Here is a 15,624-nt window from a genome sequence, read left to right as displayed (position 1 = left end):
TAAAAAGGTGCACAGCTTATAGCCTTAATCAAAATGTAAATATTGAGATGTGCTTTTATAAAGAACTACCATCTAAAGCTCTTTCAATTAAGGCAATAATCAACGCATCGTCACGAATTCTTCAGATGATGTAGGGTGAATAGCAACGGTATTATCAAAGTCCTTTTTAGTTGCCCCCATCTTTAGAGCGACTGCAAAGCCTTGTAGAATTTCATCCATATTCAAACCAATCCCATGGATACCAACAATTTTTTCCTCTACACCAACACATATAAGCTTCATTTTAGTGAGTTGTTTATGTTGTGCCACGGCGTCATACATTGCTGTAAATGAAGATTTGTATACTTTAACCATATCTTTGCCAAATTCTTCAATCGCCTGTTCTTCGGTTAATCCAACTGTTCCAATAGGCGGGTGACTAAATACTACAGTGGGGATATTGTTGTAATCTAAGCATTCATTAGGCTTGTTATTAAATAACCGTTCTGAGAGCCTACGTCCGGCAGCAACTGCAACAGGTGTTAATTCAACCTTTCCAGTAATATCTCCAACTGCATAAATACCAGCGCGTGTTGTATTTTGGAACTTATCAACTTTGATAAACCCTTGTTCATCCAATTTTACATTTGTTAATTCAAGTTGGAGAGCTTTGGTATTGGGTTTCCTTCCAACAGCCCAAATAAGACAATCTACAACTTGTTGAGTTCCATCTTTTAAATGCAACATGATAGAACTGTCTTCTAATTTTGTTACTTTACTGATTTCAGCATTTTTATGAATTTTAATATTCTCACTCTGCATAATTTCTAATAATGCTTCTCCTAAGAACTGATCTAGATTACGTAGGAGTTTTTCACGTCGAATAAAAAGCTGGACATCTGAACCTAATGATTTAAGGACACCAGCTATTTCTACTGCAATATATCCTGAACCCACAATAGCGGTACGTTTTGGTAGTACTTCTAAATCAAAAAAGCCATTTGAATCGATACCATGTTCAGCCCCTTCAATTGCAGGCCAACTCGCTTCTGTACCAGTAGCTATGAGAATGTGATCAGCTGTTAATAAATCTCCGTTTACTTCAATTGTGTTTTTATCAATAAATTTTGCAAACCCATGTATGACATCAACATTATTTTTACTGAGGACATTGTTATAAGAGGTATGAATTCTTTCGATATATGCCTGTCTATTTCTAATGAGTTTCTGCCAATCAAATGATTTTACTTCCGTAGTAAAACCATATGATGGCGCATATTGACGAATTGCATCACTAATATGAGCAGCGTACCACATCACTTTTTTAGGGACACAGCCAACATTAACGCATGTGCCACCAATATCTCCCGCTTCAATTAATGCACATTTTTTTCCATACATGGCTGCTCGATTTACAGAGGCTATACCGCCACTACCTCCACCAATTGCAATATAATCGTAATGTTTAGACATGGATAACTCCTTTATTTGCTGAATAGTAGAATCCAGCAACACCTAGAATGGGGCCAATCAATAATATCCATGCTGAATCCAAGCCAATTATTTCAAAGGCATAGGTTGTCAATGCAATAGATATGATAGTCAGTGTAAAACCAATTGAATTTTGAATAGCTAATGCCGCACCAACTTTTTCGGAGGGACAAGATTGGGCGGAAAGCGCAGAGAATTGCGGTGAGTCTGCAATAACAGATGCTCCCCAGATCGCAAATAAAACCAATAAGAACCACGCAGGTAAAAAACGCCAGCCTAGAGCAAATACCAAGCAACTAAAACCTGAGATAGATAAAGATCCTATAGCAACATATCTATTACCTATATATTTAGAAAGATATCCGCCCACCAAGCAACCAATTGCTCCACATGCCATTACAAAAAAAGTAAGGAGCGAAATGTTGTTGTATCCCAATTTTTCTGGAATACCTGATTTAGCAATAAATAAAGGAATAATCGTCCAAAAGGCATATAATTCCCACATATGACCAAAATAGCCTATAGCAGCTGCACGAAATTTTCGAATTTTGAAAACCTGAAAAGTACCACCTGATGACACTATATTTTGTGATTTTGGCGAGACTGTTGGGTCTCCTAGCTGGTAAATTAACAAGGCTGCAATCAATGCAAGACTTGAAGAACAGATCATGACTGTTTGCCATGCAAAATGAGTGGGGAAACTATTAATAAAATAGGGAAGAGCCGTGCCTAATGTCAGCATAGCAACTAATTTTGCTAGTGCTCGCCCAGCCTGATGAGGTGCCCATAGAACGATAAGTTTCATTCCGATTGGATAGATTCCTGCAAGACATAATCCCACGAGAAAACGATATATAAGGGCATCCATAAGTCCATGAGCGAACCATGCAAAGCAGAAATTAAAAAAGGCGCCTAATAGTGCTGAACAAACAAAAATATGACTGGCTTTAAAGCGGTCTGCTATTTCTGTATAAGCAAATACAAAAGTTCCAATGATAAATCCAGCCTGAACAGCGTTGGTAATCCAGCCAATATCTGCAACTGTTATCTGCCATTGTTGCATTAAATCTATTGCTGCACTATTTGCACTAAACCACAAGGATGTGCCTAATAGTTGAGCCAAACTAATAATAGTAGTGGCATGTAAGCCATAAATTTTTTTATTATTTTGAATGTTGTAACCTACCATGTAAGGCACTCCCATTTAGGTAGATACCTATTTAAAGTACTACCGTAAAATTAGAGGTTGTCCGATGGATATTTCACCTGACATAAAAATTAAACTAATTTTGTTGAGATGGTCATAGTGGGTGCTATACATGGACGAATATAAAGGGAATGCTTTATTTAAAGCATTCCTATATTTTCTTTTATTAGAAATAGATTAGATATTTGAGTTTAGAAATATTTAAATATCCGAGCCAATCTTAAGAACGCACGCCAACAATTTTTCCTATTACCTTAGGATCAAGTTCTGTTCCATTATTCATTGCCCATCTTACAAAACTACTTCCTTCCATTAAACTTAATAATTGAAAGGCTTTCTGATTTTCATCACCTTCGGCAAGTTCTCCATTTTCTACTCCTAAATGGATAATTTTTTCTATCCAAGATAATTGGATTTCAAAATATTTACGGGTCAACTCTTGCATGCTCTCTGGTAAAACAGCCATTTCAGCAGCAAGAGCTCCACATAACGGTAACATTCCTTCAGACATTGAGCTTCTAAATAAGGAAGCAAAGGCACAAAGACGTCCGAATGCATTAGGAAAATCACGTTCAATTTTTTCAAAATCTTGAATAGTCTGTTCAATATATGTTTCGACTATTAAAATTCCTAAATCTTCTTTTTTGGGAAAATAATGATGAATACTGGCTTTTTTAATACCAACAATCTTCTCTAAATCAGCATAACTAAAAGCAGCATAACCTCTTGATCTCAACATAAGCTCTGCTGAGTTAATTAAACTTTGGCGAGTATCAATGGTCATATTCGTAGTTCCCAGACTAGAGAGATTTGGCGGCATACTATAGCATTGTTGTTAAAGATGAATCATCTGGTAAACAAGTATGCCACCCATCACATATTATTTGTTTGCAATCACTAATTGCGGTTTCATTCGAATTGATCGTGAAAAATTGGCGAAATTTGGTGAGGTTTTTAGAACAGCACTATGGATTTCATCCAATTGTTCTTGTGTCCCATCCGTATCAATAACTACAGTGTATTGGACTTCATCATATCCAGGATTAATTTTTTCATCTAAGCCTAAGAAACCTCTAAGATCAAGCTCTCCAGAAGTATCAATTTCTAATGAATTAATCTTGACACCTTTAGTAGCAGCAATAGCTACATAAGCAACTGTAAGACATGCATTAAGTGCAGCCATCAATAATTCTTGTGGATTAGGTGCACTATCTGTTCCTAAAATTTCATGAGGTTCATCAGCAGCTATATGGAAGTTACGTTCATAAGTCTTACCAAAGAGTTCATAAGATTTCACAGTTGAAACAGAACGTGTTTGACCCGCCCATCTTGTTTGTACGTTAAAGCGAGCTTTTGAAGTAGTAGGATTCTGGCTTACTTTATCTGCAAATTGTTGAAAAGCATTTAGATCAATTTCATTTACTACATTGTTCATTATAGAACTCCAATTAAGATATAAATTGTGGTGAATGGAGAATAATTTCCCCATCACTAAGCTTGTCTATGTAACCTCTGGCGAAGTTACATTTCGTCATAAGCATCTAAAGTTCGTGCCGAGTACACATAGGCTGCACCAGCATTTAAAGCGATAGCAGTTCCTAAAGCTGCCGCAACTTCTTCTTTTGTAGCACCTGCTTTTTTAGCTGCGCCCGCATGAGCTGATATACAACCATCACAACGCGTAGTAACTGCTACTGCCAACGCAATCAACTCGTGAGTTTTTGCGTCGAGTACTTTATTTTTACGCGTTGCAACTTCTAAGTTGTGAAAAGCAGTGGCAACGGGTTTATTTGCTTTTGCAAAATTACCAATGTTTTTAACCAATGCAGATAATCTGTTAGTCCATTCACCGTTCATTTTCAAACCTCATCATTTATTAAATATTATTTGCCTAGTTTTCTTGATGCCATGACACCACCATCAACATCCCAAATAGCACCAGTTACCCAAGATGTTTTTTCGGAAAGAAGGAATACAATAGTTTCTGCTACATCGTTTGGGGTACCGTTTCTTCCTAAGGGATGGAAACTATTGAAATCTTGAAGTGCATTATCTAATTGATCTGAAGGAATGAATCTTTCAAAAATACGGGTTTCCACCATGCCGGGACTAACAGCATTTACTCGAATTCCATGTTCTGCTAGCTCTGCAGCCACATGACGGGTCATAGCTTCTAAACCCATTTTTGCCATTGAGTAGGCAGATGCGGTGACAGTTTCGATAGCTTGGCGAGCTGCAACAGCAGAAACATTTACAATTGAACCTTCTTTATTCTGCGCAACCATTGATGAAGCAACTTGTTGAGTAATAAAGAAAAATGCGCGGTTTAGATCCAGAAAATTGTTATAGTCATTTAGCGAATGCTCTAGGAAGCTTTTAGGATAAAAAATTCCTGCTGAATTAACTAATAAGTTAATGTCTTTATGTTCACTATCCAATTTGCTAATTAACTTTTGAACACTATCAAAATTTGTTAAATCAGCAGTCAGTGCAAAAACTTGTTCTTCAGTTGTTATAGCAACTAATTGTTTACGGGCAGTCTCGGCTTTATCTGTGCGATTGCCAACAATTACTACAGTCCCACCTTGTTCAGCAACTTTCTTTGCTGTTTCTAAACCAATGCCACTAGTACCACCAATGACGAGAAGTTTCTTGCCTTTAAATTGTTGCTCACTCATATGATCACCTAATCATTAATACCAATCAGAAAGTAGCCTACCTACTAGTTGGTTTGTAGATTATATAGGCTAATTTTAAATGTCAAGCACTAGCAGAAAATAGTTTGGAAAATTATTCAGCTTTAATCTCAGATTTCGTTAAGCAAAGAGAACCAATGGAACTCTTTTCTTCGTTTTTCTCATCATTTTTTGATTCGGACTTTATGAGTTCTTCTAAAGCTTTTTGGTAATCGGAGATAGGCTTTACACCTACAATACGATGGATTAATTGCCCATCTTTGAACATTAATACAGATGGTAAACCCCATATATTATAACGGGTTGTTAAAACTGGTGCCTGATCAACATTAACTGTGCCAATAGTTACATTAGCTTCAATACTTTTCAGAAAAGTATTAAATAAACTTTCGCTATTGTGGCACGGTGGGCACCAAGGAGCATAAAAACGGACCACTGCTAAGCCTTCTTTCCATTCAATTTCATGAAAGCTATCTTCGTTTAAAGCATGTAATTTACGCATTATAAAACTACCTCTTTTCTGTATTTGCAGATTCAGAATTCATTTGGTGAATAGTATTTAATCACTTATTAAGCGCAATAAATTTCAGAGGGAAATTAAAAATACTATTGCCTACCTACTAGTTGGTTGATATAGTGGCATCAACTTATCATTTGTGCAATAGGAATGAGGGAGTGCAAATTTTGTACTTCTAAAACAGGTCAATGCCTGAGTCATTCACTGAATGATGAGTGTGGTTAAAGAAATTTCTTAATTATCTGTAAATCTCTCTAGAGGTCTGTGATGAATAAATTATTCACTCCCCATAATTTGGTGGATATCCAATTAAAAAATCGCGTAGTAATGGCGCCCATGACGCGTACGCGAACATTGAATGGGGTTGCAGATGAACTTACTGCACTTTATTACTCCCAGCGAGCTTCCGCAGGTCTAATCATTACTGAAGGCTTACCTGTGTCTGAAGAAGGGCGCGGTTATTTATATACGCCTGGTTTATATAATGATGAACAAATGCAAGGATGGAAAAAGGTTACTGAAGCAGTGCATGCAAAAGGTGGTCGTATTTTTGCTCAGCTCTGGCATGTGGGAAGAATGTCGCATGTTTCAGTTTTACCTGATAGTCAAGTGCCTGTATCTTCTGGAGTTATTCCAGCGACCAACACTACAGTATTTGCATATACTGATTCGGGTGAACCCGGTCCAGTTGCGCCAAGTAAACCTCGAGCTTTAGAAACTAAAGAAATCAAACGTGTTACTCATGATTTTGTTAAATCTGCACAATTAGCAATTGAAGCAGGGTTTGATGGCATTGAAATTATGGCTGCAAATGGATTCATCTTTGACCAGTTCCTCAGTACTGAGTTAAATAACCGAACAGATCAATATGGCGGAACTGTTGAGAATCGCCAACGTTTTCTTCTAGAAACTATTGATGCTATTTCCCAAGAAATTGGCCATGACAAAGTGGCTGTCCGACTTTCTCCTTTTGGTCGTATTTATGACTTGGCACCTTATGAAGGCGAGGTTGATACTTGGGCAAATATTGCGTCAGCTCTTGGTAAACGTAAATTGGCCTATGTCCATTTGTACTATCAACCTACCTATGAAACAGCACCTTTAGAAGCCCAAAATTTTAAAACTTTATTCAGAGAAATTTTTTCTGGAACTATTATCGCAGCTGGTGGTTTTAATCAACAAAGTGCTGAGGCGGCATTAGAAAAAGGTGAGGTTGATTTAATTGCGTTTGGTGTCCCTTATATTGCTAATCCCGATTTAGTAGAGCGGATGCAGAATAACTGGCCCTTGGCGGAAAGTGATCGCACAACATACTACGGCGTAAGTGGATCTCCAGCAAAAGGCTATACAGATTATCCAGAATATAACGGCAAATAAAAAATGGGGTGCCTAGTTAATTTTTGACACTAGGCATTAAAACTTCTTTGTTTTTAAACATCTAATGAATTTACTGAGATATTTATGAAAACTCTACCTTCACAAATTACCGTAGATATATGGTCAGACTTTGTTTGCCCTTGGTGCTGGATTGCTAAAAAAAGATTTGAGAAAGGTTTAGATGCCTTTGAACATAAGAATCAGGTAACTATCCAATATCACAGTTACCGTCTAGCAAATGGCCTTACACCACAGCCCTTTAAAGATGCATTGTATAAAAAATTTGGTGGGAAAAGTGGGGCTGATGCGATGATGAGCCATGTAAAAAGTGCAGGTGAGCTAGAAGGTCTGATCTATAACTTTAATAGTATGCTTTTTGGCGATACTTTAGATGCCCATGCCATTGTAAAGTTGGCGCAACAGAAGGGTGTTGGTGAACTATTAACAGAAAAGTTTTTTAAGGCAAGCATAACTGAAGGTAAGTCTATTTTTGATCATAAGGTGTTGGTTGAGCTTGCTAATGAAGTTGGAGTTCCTCGTGAAGAAGCTAACAGTGCCTTTAGTAATATTTCGTTTAAACAAGAAGTTTTAAAAGATGAAGCAAGTGCACATGCGATGGGTGCTAGTGGAGTGCCGCTTTTCATTATAAATAATAAATATTCAATCAGTGGTGCTCAGCCTATAGAAACTTTTTTAAGTGCATTAGAGCAGGTATGGGAAGAAAAGCAGAATGAATTAATGATCACAGAGGGTCAAAGCTGTGGCATTAATGGTTGTAGTATTTAGTTTGATGCTAAGGAATGATCGTATTTTAAGTAAAGTTCTAAATAAATCCGCGTCCATCTAAATACGAGTAATTGAAATATCACTTTCTTTGCTCCTCAATAAACGCCGTGTTTCGGTAAATCTCATTATTTCTAATTAATCTGGGCTGTGCATTTCGCTTTAGGGTGCACAGTTCAAAAAACTCTCTAAACAAGACAATATTATTAAGCTGATATTTAAGAATTTCCTTAATTATGTAATTTAATGAAAAACAATAATTAATTAAATATTTTCTAGCCAATATCACATTGACACCTTAAATATTGAAGATTACCATTTGCGGACTGGCCTACATTGCCAGGTGGTTTTGACAGACCACATAGGACCGCATCAGACTTATTCCTTTCTGAGGGATAGTCTCATGTGCACACCTCGTTCCCTCCCGTAGCGGTAGGACGGGAGTGGGACACCTTCGGGTGTGCTGGAGTCCTACCAGTCTGTCAACCCACTTCCGTTCTGCCACCATAATTTATAATGTTTTGGCAGAACTCCAAATAAAAAGGAGTTGGCTTTGCACATTCATCATTTCTTGGCAGTCTTTGCCAAAGTTTATAACGACACAACTTGATTCGTCTTTAAAACAGTTTGATTGCCACTAGGCTTTTCAGGCTTTAAGTCATTACGGCTCAAAAACTTGCATCAACAATAAAACTTGAGATGTGCCAAGCACAGTCTTTGTGGCTTTGCTATGCCTTTTTTTTCAGTTATTAGAAAAGTAGCGATGCTATATCTCATTTATATACAACAAGAATTTATTTTATAACGGTAAAACTATGCCACATTCAGATCTCCCATTTCGTGCTTTAAGCGCGCTACATACCTCTCGGGACCTTTTTAATAATTATGGCTTTCATAAGGTCGGAGTAGACCGAATTATTGAAGCAGCAAAGATGCCGAAAGCCACGTTTTATAATTACTTTCACTCAAAAGAACGCCTCATTGAAATGAGTCTGACCTTTCAAAAAGATGGATTAAAAGAACAGGTGCTTTCAATCATCTACGTTCAGAAAGATTTAACCGTAATTGAAAAACTTCGCAAAATTTACTTTTTACATGCCGATTTAGAAGGGCTTTATCATTTGCCATTTAAGGCCATTTTTGAAATTGCAAAAACGCATCCCAAGGCTTATCAGGTTGTAGTTAACTATCGAAACTGGTTAATCAATGAAATCTATAATTTACTTTTAACGGTAAAAAGTACGGCCTCAAAACCTGATGCCCACATGTTCTTGTTTGTGATTGATGGGGCGATGGTTCAGCTTTTAGATTCAAATAGTGTGGATGACAGGGAAAGGTTGCTAGATTATTTTTTGGCGCAGATTGCGTAATTCTTTCTTTGACTTGGAACTTTTGATTAAAAAAGGAGTTAGGCAAAATTTAAGTCTAACTCCTTAATGAAATGAAGATTTATGATTTAGAAGGGATATATTTACGCATTACAAGGATGAGTATCGTAAGCAAAATACTAAGACCAAAAACAGGTAAGCTTAGGCCTAACACAATGCCAGCTAGCATTAACAATACTTTTTGTTGGCCAGTTGCACGCTTCCAAATAAATAAGCTTTGACCAACAAAGTGAGTTGTCATGAGTTTTAAATTTGAGTTTTTAAATGCAGCCTTATATGCATAAATAATCATGATACAAAGTGCAAGCGCATAAAGTGCGAGAACCAACTGATTTATCCAGCCAAATAAAATACCAATATGAGCATCAACTCCCCAACGAGTTAGTTTTGCAACCAGTGAATAGTCTTTAAAAGCAAGTTGATCAATGACTTTATGTTGTTCCATATTAATGGCGATGCTATCTGCTTGAGTTGGCCATTTACGCTGAATCTCGGCTACCGTCCAAGCCTGATTTCCACTAGTGGGTGGTTTGATTTGTATTTGTGCCGCCTCAATGCCATGTGCTCTGGCTATTGAAAGAGCGGTATCAAACTCACCTGACACAATATTTAAATTAAGATTTTCACTGTGTGGCATCTCGTGATGTTCATGATGCATCACTGTAGGTAAATTATCTGTTTGAAGGGAAGTTGCTAATGTTGGGGTTTGCCAGTTAAGCCACTGACGAGCAACTCGAATATTATCGCCAGCCCACTGGGACCATGTAAGACCAGTAATGGCGATTATTAATAAGAGTGGAAATAAAAATAAACCAAGCGTGCTATGCCATCGTAATAATTTATTTTTTTGTGTTTGCCTGATTTTAAGATTTTGACGACGTTTCCACCAATTATACAGTCCAGTTAAAGTCAAAATGGCTAACCAACTTGCTGCCAGTTCACTATAAAAACGGCCCCATTTCCCTAGTAATAAATTACTATGTAATTGGTCGAGCGTAGTTCGAAACGGCAGAACCCCACTAGTACCATACACAGCCAGATGGCCTTTGGCTTTAAGCGTAAAGGGATCAATAAAAACGGCTTCACTGGTAAAATGATGTATCGGGTCTGAGAAAATAACACGAGTTGTCTGGTCAGAACTTGGGGCTGGTCTAACTTCAATTACCTGCGCGGACTTGGGCATCACTTGCTTTGCGGCTTCAATTTGCTGACTGAGCTTATATTGCGCTTGGTTCAATGGCTCAACGTATAGAACATCTTTATAAATCGCTTGTTCAAGTTGAGGTGTAATTGCATAGAGTAAGCCGGTGAATGCAGCGACCAATATAAATGGTGCAATGAAAATACCAGCATAAATATGAATTAAGCGATAAAGACTACGCCAAAAGGATGAATGGGTCAGCATCAGAAGATAATGTCTATCAGGTGTTGGGCGGATTATAACGACTTATTTCTCTTAATGTTGATCGAGCTGTAACCGCTATTAAATTATTTGAATAGCGCTTAGGTAGAGTGTTTAGACTAATAATTAGATAGTTTTTATTACTTGGTAAATTTGGCGCTTTTTTTGCTTAGTATTTAAGATCTTGTCTACCAAACTTTATTTGATAACTTCACAGCTTATGATTCAAACCGTCTTGCTCTCTTATGGTGTTTTTTTCACATGAAAAATGCACTAAATAGGCACATCTTTTTATTATGCACTGTATTTGTGCAAGGTATGCCGTAATGAAGTTTTTGGTTTCAATACTCACTGTATTCATCCTATGTGGATGCTCTTCATCTGAACAAAGTGGTAAAGCGCAAGAAAAGTTAGCAGCCCATTCGATATGTGTCTTTGATAGTACAAATACAAAAGTCTGTGTAGCCAAACCAGCCCAAAGAATTGTGTCTTTGTTTGAGTCGGGTTTAGATGGCCTCTATATGTTAGGGCAAGGTCATAAAGTGATTGGCATACCGGCCGAAGTATACATTCAACCATTATTATTTAATGCCTATTCAAAAATAGATAAGCGTATCGCCAATAAACAGCTTGCGACACCTTCACAAGGCGCAAATGCAACCAATATTGAAAGTCTCGTTTTGTTAAAACCAGATCTGGTAATTTTAGGGAGTGGGCAAACCCAAACGATTGAACTGTTGGGGCAGTTTGGCATTGCTGTATATGTGATGGAGTCCGGCACCTATCAGCAAGTGAAAGAAGAACTTTCTGAAATTGCTGTACTGAGTGGTGCTCAAAAACGTGCTCAAGAAATTTTAAATTTTTCTGATGAAATTGTGTCGGAAGTCGCAGCAAAAACAGCACGTCAGCCAAATAAGCAATCGATTTATTATGCATGGTCAGGTGGACGAATTTTTTCTACCTCGGGACGTACGTCTATTACTAATGGCTTTATTGAGCTGGCGGGTGCTTACAACATTGTTCAGACCAATGCCAATCAACCTAATGTAAACCCCGAGACTTTAATTGAATGGAACCCTGACAATATTGTGCTTTGGAATACCAACCCAAAACTGATTTATGAACGAAAAGAATTACAAGGTTTAAGCGCTGTACAAAACCGAAAGGTATTTAATTTGAGTCCTGCATTTATATATAACCCACACACCATCAAAATCATTATTACGGCGATTTATTTGAATCACAGTATTTATCCCGAACAGTCCGATTTACCTGTAAGTGCTTTACAACAGCGTATTTTAACCAAGTTGTATGGTGAGCACCTTGCCAAAGCGTTGGTGCAATAAAAATGGAAAAAATGAAATATTATTGGTTTTACCCTTTACCTTTCCTCATGACTTTTATCTCGCTGCTTATTGGGCCAACTCAGACGTTGAGTGCATGGGACTATTTGCGGTGTGGTATACAAGCAGTTTTTGGTACACCGTATTTTGATGCGGAACGATTTAGACTGATGCAGAACATTATTGTGAATGTCAGGCTGCCCAGAATTTTACTGACCTTTATGGTGGGAGCCGCATTAGCAACCGCGGGTAATGGCTTGCAGGCCTTGTTTCGTAATCCCTTGGTCGATTCTTATGTGCTGGGTATTTCATCCGGTGCCGCGTTTGGTGCAGCTTTGGCACTTTCTTTAAGTTGGCTTTCGCCAAATCTATCAGCCTTTATTTTTGGTGTGTGCGCCGTTGGCTTAACATATTTATTTGCGCATCAAAAACATGAAAGCCAGACGTCTTTAGTCATGGTAATTTTATCGGGCATGATTGTTTCGGGGCTGTTTTTAGCAGGTCTCACGATTATTCAATATTTAAGTGATCCATTTAAATTACAAGCGATCGTGCAATGGACCATGGGCAACTTACATCAGGCGTCTTGGCAAAAGGTTCAATATGCCGTGCTGCCTATTTGTATTGGTCTTGCTGGATTATTTGCGATGCGTTGGCGCCTAAACCTAATGGCACTCGGTGCTGAAGAAGCGCAGGCCGTGGGTGTTAACCCAAGGTGGGAACAACTTCTTTTAATTGCGCTAGTGACTGTATGTACCTCAACTTCTGTGGCTGCGGCAGGTATTATTAGTCTATATGGGCTCTTTATGCCGCATATTGTGAGAATGTTGGTTGGACCAGATCATCGCTACAGCATTCCTGCCAATATGGTGTTGGGCGGTAGTTTTCTACTCATGATTGATAACTTTTCTCGGGTTTTACTGACGTTTGAAATACCAATTGGTATTTTTACCATGTTACTTGGCGCGCCATTTTTCTTATTATTAATGAAAACACAGAGGACTCATTGGGCATGATTCAAATTGATCAGTTAAATTATTCCTATGGGCACAAACAGGTTCTCAAAAACATTCATCTGGAGTTTCCTGAAAATCAGTTTTCCGTCATTTTAGGGCGTAATGGTTGCGGAAAATCGACACTTTTTAAATTGATGGCTGGCCTAGAACCTGTAAAAGATGGCTTGATTCGTTACTCTGGAAAACTACTATCGGACTTTAAAGGGAAAGATCGGGCTGCATTGCTCGGCTTTTTACCGCAGTTTCATAAAACCGTATTCCCATTTTTGGTTAAAGATGTAGTGATTACCGGACGTGCTGCTTTTAGCCGATATCGTCCTTCAAAATCAGACTGGGAACGTGTAGACCAAGCTTTGCTTGATTTAGACATTGAACATTTACGCGATCGTCCTTATACCGAGCTATCGGGTGGCGAAAGACAATTGGTCATGATTGCCCGTATTTTAGTGCAAGCCCCAAAAGTTATTTTGCTCGATGAACCAACCAACCATCTCGATGTTTATTATCAGTCTTATTTAATGAAAAAATTGCGTCAGTTGTCGCGGCAAAATTTTACGGTGATTGCGATTATGCATGATCCCAATTTGGCTTTTTTATTTGCAGACCATTTGTTTTTTATGCGCCAACATGAAGTGGTTAAGCCTGAGTCTAAAACACGAATAACCGATCCGAAGTTTTTAAAAAGTGTCTACGATGTTGAGTTTCATGAAGCCATGATTCAAGACAAAACTATTGTTATTCCTGATCATTCGTGGCTATGAATATGTTGAATTATCAGGTGGTCGGAAAAACAGACTATGAGCCTGCGGTAGAGTTTGCGCTTTATACAAGGCAGCTCTTATTTCCAGAAATTTATTATGGGCACATTCCCAGAGATTTAAAAAATTTTGAACAATTTTATGTCCATGACCGATTGGGTTGTTTCATTACAGTAAAAGACCAAAACCGCATTATTGGCACGATTGCTTATCGGGCTTATGACCATCGTTTTGATTTAAATTTGCCATCTAAGACAGTGGAAGTGGTTAAGTTGTTTGTATTGCCTGAATACCGCCGCAATGGCATCGCAACCATGCTATGTAAAATGTTGTTTAGCCATGCACAGAAGAATGAAATTACTACTTTGTATTTGCATACTCATCCTTTTTTGCCGGCGGCTGAAGAGTTTTGGACTCTACAAGGTTTTGAGGTTATTCAACGGGAATGGATCGATACCTATGACACCATTCACATGAGTAAATCTTTATAGTTTGTTAGAAGAATTTATTTCAAAACTACCTGATTTATGGCGCGCAAAGTTGTATCCACTACTTTTAATAATAGTTCTACTCGTCATGCTTTTTGTAAATTAACTTTTTATTTCAATTAATTGAAGAATAATCTCTTTTAAATATCGAATTTCTAAATGCTCTAAAACACCAAATCTTTATGTCTTAAATGGCTTTGAAAAAAGTTTAAAAATTAGACTTGCAATATATAGTGGCTTTGTGCCACTATATATTCATCAAAGGTCATCAGACAAAAAGAGGATGATATGGCTATCCAGCTTTTAGATGCGGCAAGAAATGAAATTCCAGTGAAATTCACGCAGTTTTCTGGTGGCGAGCGTCATGTTCAAATTGATGAAACAACGTTAGGTTCATTATCTGGCAACGTATTGGTCCGCGCCAACATGACTACAAGTCACGATGTGATGGACTATTTGTTACTTGAAAATATATTGCTGACTCAAGGCTTAACCGTTGACCTAGAAATTCCGTATTTTCCATATGCACGTCAGGATCGTATTTGTGCAGTAGGCCAAGCATTTTCACTTGATGTGATGACCAAGTTACTCAATATCAATGCTGACAAAAAAGCGGGCAAACAAGGCAAGATCACTGTTTGGGACTGTCATAGTGAAGTAACGACAGCCTTACTCGCTGCCAATACTTCTTTTAGCGAAGTTGTAAACATCAGTTCAGTCGACATCATCGCAAAGAGTGAAGCGCTAAGCACATTGTTAAAAGATGAAAAAACAGTGCTGGTTTGCCCAGACAAAGGCGCGAAAGCACGTACACAAATGGTTGCAGATGCTTTTAATAGTGAGCGCAAACAACCCATCACTATTGTTCAGTGCGATAAAAAACGTGATCCAGTAACTGGCAAAATTTTAGGTACACATGTACATGCGACTGATTTATCAGGCCTCACAGCGGTCATTACCGATGACATTTGCGACGGCGGTGCAACCTTTATTGGTATTGCTAAAGAACTCCGTCGCCTCAATTGCCATAAGGTCGTTTTATATGTGACCCACGGTATTTTCAGTAAAGGAATAGAGGTTTTTGATGGGCTGTTAGATCAACTGTTTACCTCAGACAGCTTTCCACAACAACCATCAGACAAAATTTCAGTAATTGCTTTTGCAGCAAAATAAAGAGAA

Annotated in this window: 16 protein-coding genes and 1 pseudogene; 9 read left to right on the top strand and 8 right to left on the bottom strand. The window is 38.0% G+C overall.

Annotated features, from left to right (window positions below; all coding sequences use genetic code 11):
* Window positions 1–99: 99 nt before the first annotated feature.
* The 7 genes from gorA to MKL33_RS09430 all read right to left on the bottom strand — a co-directional run bounded on the left by gorA (window position 100) and on the right by MKL33_RS09430 (window position 5,875).
* Window positions 100–1,452, bottom strand: coding sequence for a glutathione-disulfide reductase (gorA, locus tag MKL33_RS09460; protein WP_086611558.1), 1,353 nt, complete (start codon window positions 1,450–1,452; stop codon window positions 100–102).
* Window positions 1,445–2,659, bottom strand: coding sequence for an MFS transporter (locus MKL33_RS09455; RefSeq protein ID WP_086398773.1), 1,215 nt, complete (start codon window positions 2,657–2,659; stop codon window positions 1,445–1,447). The genes gorA and MKL33_RS09455 overlap by 8 nt, the downstream gene beginning before the upstream one ends.
* Before the next feature lie 238 nt (window positions 2,660–2,897).
* Window positions 2,898–3,461 (bottom strand): TetR/AcrR family transcriptional regulator, encoded by a 564-nt coding sequence (locus MKL33_RS09450; protein WP_086398747.1) that lies wholly within the window; start codon window positions 3,459–3,461, stop codon window positions 2,898–2,900.
* A gap of 96 nt (window positions 3,462–3,557) precedes the next feature.
* Window positions 3,558–4,112: an OsmC family protein gene (locus MKL33_RS09445; RefSeq protein ID WP_068556605.1), complete on the bottom strand. Its 555-nt coding sequence runs from the start codon at window positions 4,110–4,112 to the stop codon at window positions 3,558–3,560.
* A gap of 86 nt (window positions 4,113–4,198) precedes the next feature.
* Window positions 4,199–4,534, bottom strand: coding sequence for a carboxymuconolactone decarboxylase family protein (locus MKL33_RS09440; protein ID WP_086398746.1), 336 nt, complete (start codon window positions 4,532–4,534; stop codon window positions 4,199–4,201).
* Between the two features lie 26 nt (window positions 4,535–4,560).
* A complete protein-coding gene (locus tag MKL33_RS09435) occupies window positions 4,561–5,355 on the bottom strand; it encodes an SDR family NAD(P)-dependent oxidoreductase (RefSeq protein WP_068556606.1) in 795 nt (264 codons plus the stop codon).
* A gap of 112 nt (window positions 5,356–5,467) precedes the next feature.
* Window positions 5,468–5,875 (bottom strand): thioredoxin family protein, encoded by a 408-nt coding sequence (locus MKL33_RS09430; protein ID WP_086398745.1) that lies wholly within the window; start codon window positions 5,873–5,875, stop codon window positions 5,468–5,470.
* Between the two features lie 282 nt (window positions 5,876–6,157).
* Between MKL33_RS09430 and MKL33_RS09425 the strand changes: the two genes are divergently transcribed.
* The 3 genes from MKL33_RS09425 to MKL33_RS09415 all read left to right on the top strand — a co-directional run bounded on the left by MKL33_RS09425 (window position 6,158) and on the right by MKL33_RS09415 (window position 9,420).
* Complete coding sequence (locus MKL33_RS09425; protein WP_086398744.1) at window positions 6,158–7,267, top strand: alkene reductase; 1,110 nt, start codon at window positions 6,158–6,160, stop codon at window positions 7,265–7,267.
* 84 nt (window positions 7,268–7,351) lie between these two features.
* The gene (locus tag MKL33_RS09420) at window positions 7,352–8,053 is read left to right on the top strand and encodes a DsbA family oxidoreductase (protein ID WP_270906861.1); all 702 of its coding nucleotides are present in this window, start codon (window positions 7,352–7,354) and stop codon (window positions 8,051–8,053) included.
* Window positions 8,054–8,865: 812 nt separating this feature from the next.
* The gene (locus MKL33_RS09415) at window positions 8,866–9,420 is read left to right on the top strand and encodes a TetR/AcrR family transcriptional regulator (RefSeq protein WP_086398742.1); all 555 of its coding nucleotides are present in this window, start codon (window positions 8,866–8,868) and stop codon (window positions 9,418–9,420) included.
* A gap of 79 nt (window positions 9,421–9,499) precedes the next feature.
* Here MKL33_RS09415 and MKL33_RS09410 read toward each other — a convergent pair whose 3' ends face one another.
* Entirely contained in the window at window positions 9,500–10,843 is a 1,344-nt protein-coding gene (locus MKL33_RS09410; protein WP_086398741.1) for a PepSY-associated TM helix domain-containing protein, read from the bottom strand.
* A 323-nt stretch (window positions 10,844–11,166) separates the two neighbouring features.
* On the opposite strand from MKL33_RS09410, the gene MKL33_RS09405 reads away from it, so the two are divergent.
* The 6 genes and pseudogenes from MKL33_RS09405 (at window position 11,167) to MKL33_RS09380 (ending at window position 15,618) form a co-directional block, all read left to right on the top strand.
* Window positions 11,167–12,186 (top strand): ABC transporter substrate-binding protein, encoded by a 1,020-nt coding sequence (locus MKL33_RS09405; RefSeq protein ID WP_086398740.1) that lies wholly within the window; start codon window positions 11,167–11,169, stop codon window positions 12,184–12,186.
* 2 nt (window positions 12,187–12,188) lie between these two features.
* Window positions 12,189–13,199 carry a FecCD family ABC transporter permease gene (locus tag MKL33_RS09400; RefSeq protein WP_086398739.1) on the top strand — a complete coding sequence of 337 codons (1,011 nt, stop codon included), beginning with the start codon at window positions 12,189–12,191 and terminating at the stop codon, window positions 13,197–13,199.
* Window positions 13,196–13,960 carry an ABC transporter ATP-binding protein gene (locus MKL33_RS09395; protein ID WP_086398738.1) on the top strand — a complete coding sequence of 255 codons (765 nt, stop codon included), beginning with the start codon at window positions 13,196–13,198 and terminating at the stop codon, window positions 13,958–13,960. The genes MKL33_RS09400 and MKL33_RS09395 overlap by 4 nt, the downstream gene beginning before the upstream one ends.
* Window positions 13,957–14,448: a GNAT family N-acetyltransferase gene (locus MKL33_RS09390; protein ID WP_130172602.1), complete on the top strand. Its 492-nt coding sequence runs from the start codon at window positions 13,957–13,959 to the stop codon at window positions 14,446–14,448. Before MKL33_RS09395 ends, MKL33_RS09390 begins: the two co-directional genes overlap by 4 nt.
* A gap of 7 nt (window positions 14,449–14,455) precedes the next feature.
* Window positions 14,456–14,551 (top strand): annotated as a pseudogene (locus MKL33_RS09385) (sulfite exporter TauE/SafE family protein); the annotation flags it as partial.
* Window positions 14,552–14,733: 182 nt separating this feature from the next.
* Window positions 14,734–15,618, top strand: a complete 885-nt coding sequence (locus MKL33_RS09380) for a phosphoribosyltransferase family protein (RefSeq protein ID WP_270906860.1) — start codon at window positions 14,734–14,736, stop codon at window positions 15,616–15,618.
* Window positions 15,619–15,624: the final 6 nt, after the last annotated feature.

Origin of the sequence: Acinetobacter sp. AOR43_HL (assembly GCF_027854635.1) — a bacterium.
Classification (GTDB): domain Bacteria; phylum Pseudomonadota; class Gammaproteobacteria; order Pseudomonadales; family Moraxellaceae; genus Acinetobacter; species Acinetobacter pittii.
This window is presented reverse-complemented; position numbering and strand designations above follow the sequence as displayed.

Bases quoted from the DNA above. Each gene is read 5' to 3' on its own strand.
- MKL33_RS09435 (WP_068556606.1), bottom strand. From the start codon at position 5,355: ATGAGTGAGCAACAATTTAAAGGCAAGAAACTTCTCGTCATTGGTGGT.
- MKL33_RS09445 (WP_068556605.1), bottom strand. From the start codon at position 4,112: ATGAACAATGTAGTAAATGAAATTGATCTAAATGCTTTTCAACAATTT.
- MKL33_RS09410 (WP_086398741.1), bottom strand. From the start codon at position 10,843: ATGCTGACCCATTCATCCTTTTGGCGTAGTCTTTATCGCTTAATTCAT.
- MKL33_RS09425 (WP_086398744.1), top strand. From the start codon at position 6,158: ATGAATAAATTATTCACTCCCCATAATTTGGTGGATATCCAATTAAAA.
- MKL33_RS09440 (WP_086398746.1), bottom strand. From the start codon at position 4,534: ATGAACGGTGAATGGACTAACAGATTATCTGCATTGGTTAAAAACATT.
- MKL33_RS09420 (WP_270906861.1), top strand. From the start codon at position 7,352: ATGAAAACTCTACCTTCACAAATTACCGTAGATATATGGTCAGACTTT.
- MKL33_RS09395 (WP_086398738.1), top strand. From the start codon at position 13,196: ATGATTCAAATTGATCAGTTAAATTATTCCTATGGGCACAAACAGGTT.
- gorA (WP_086611558.1), bottom strand. From the start codon at position 1,452: ATGTCTAAACATTACGATTATATTGCAATTGGTGGAGGTAGTGGCGGT.
- MKL33_RS09380 (WP_270906860.1), top strand. From the start codon at position 14,734: ATGGCTATCCAGCTTTTAGATGCGGCAAGAAATGAAATTCCAGTGAAA.
- MKL33_RS09415 (WP_086398742.1), top strand. From the start codon at position 8,866: ATGCCACATTCAGATCTCCCATTTCGTGCTTTAAGCGCGCTACATACC.
- MKL33_RS09405 (WP_086398740.1), top strand. From the start codon at position 11,167: ATGAAGTTTTTGGTTTCAATACTCACTGTATTCATCCTATGTGGATGC.
- MKL33_RS09390 (WP_130172602.1), top strand. From the start codon at position 13,957: ATGAATATGTTGAATTATCAGGTGGTCGGAAAAACAGACTATGAGCCT.
- MKL33_RS09430 (WP_086398745.1), bottom strand. From the start codon at position 5,875: ATGCGTAAATTACATGCTTTAAACGAAGATAGCTTTCATGAAATTGAA.
- MKL33_RS09400 (WP_086398739.1), top strand. From the start codon at position 12,189: ATGGAAAAAATGAAATATTATTGGTTTTACCCTTTACCTTTCCTCATG.
- MKL33_RS09455 (WP_086398773.1), bottom strand. From the start codon at position 2,659: ATGGTAGGTTACAACATTCAAAATAATAAAAAAATTTATGGCTTACAT.
- MKL33_RS09450 (WP_086398747.1), bottom strand. From the start codon at position 3,461: ATGACCATTGATACTCGCCAAAGTTTAATTAACTCAGCAGAGCTTATG.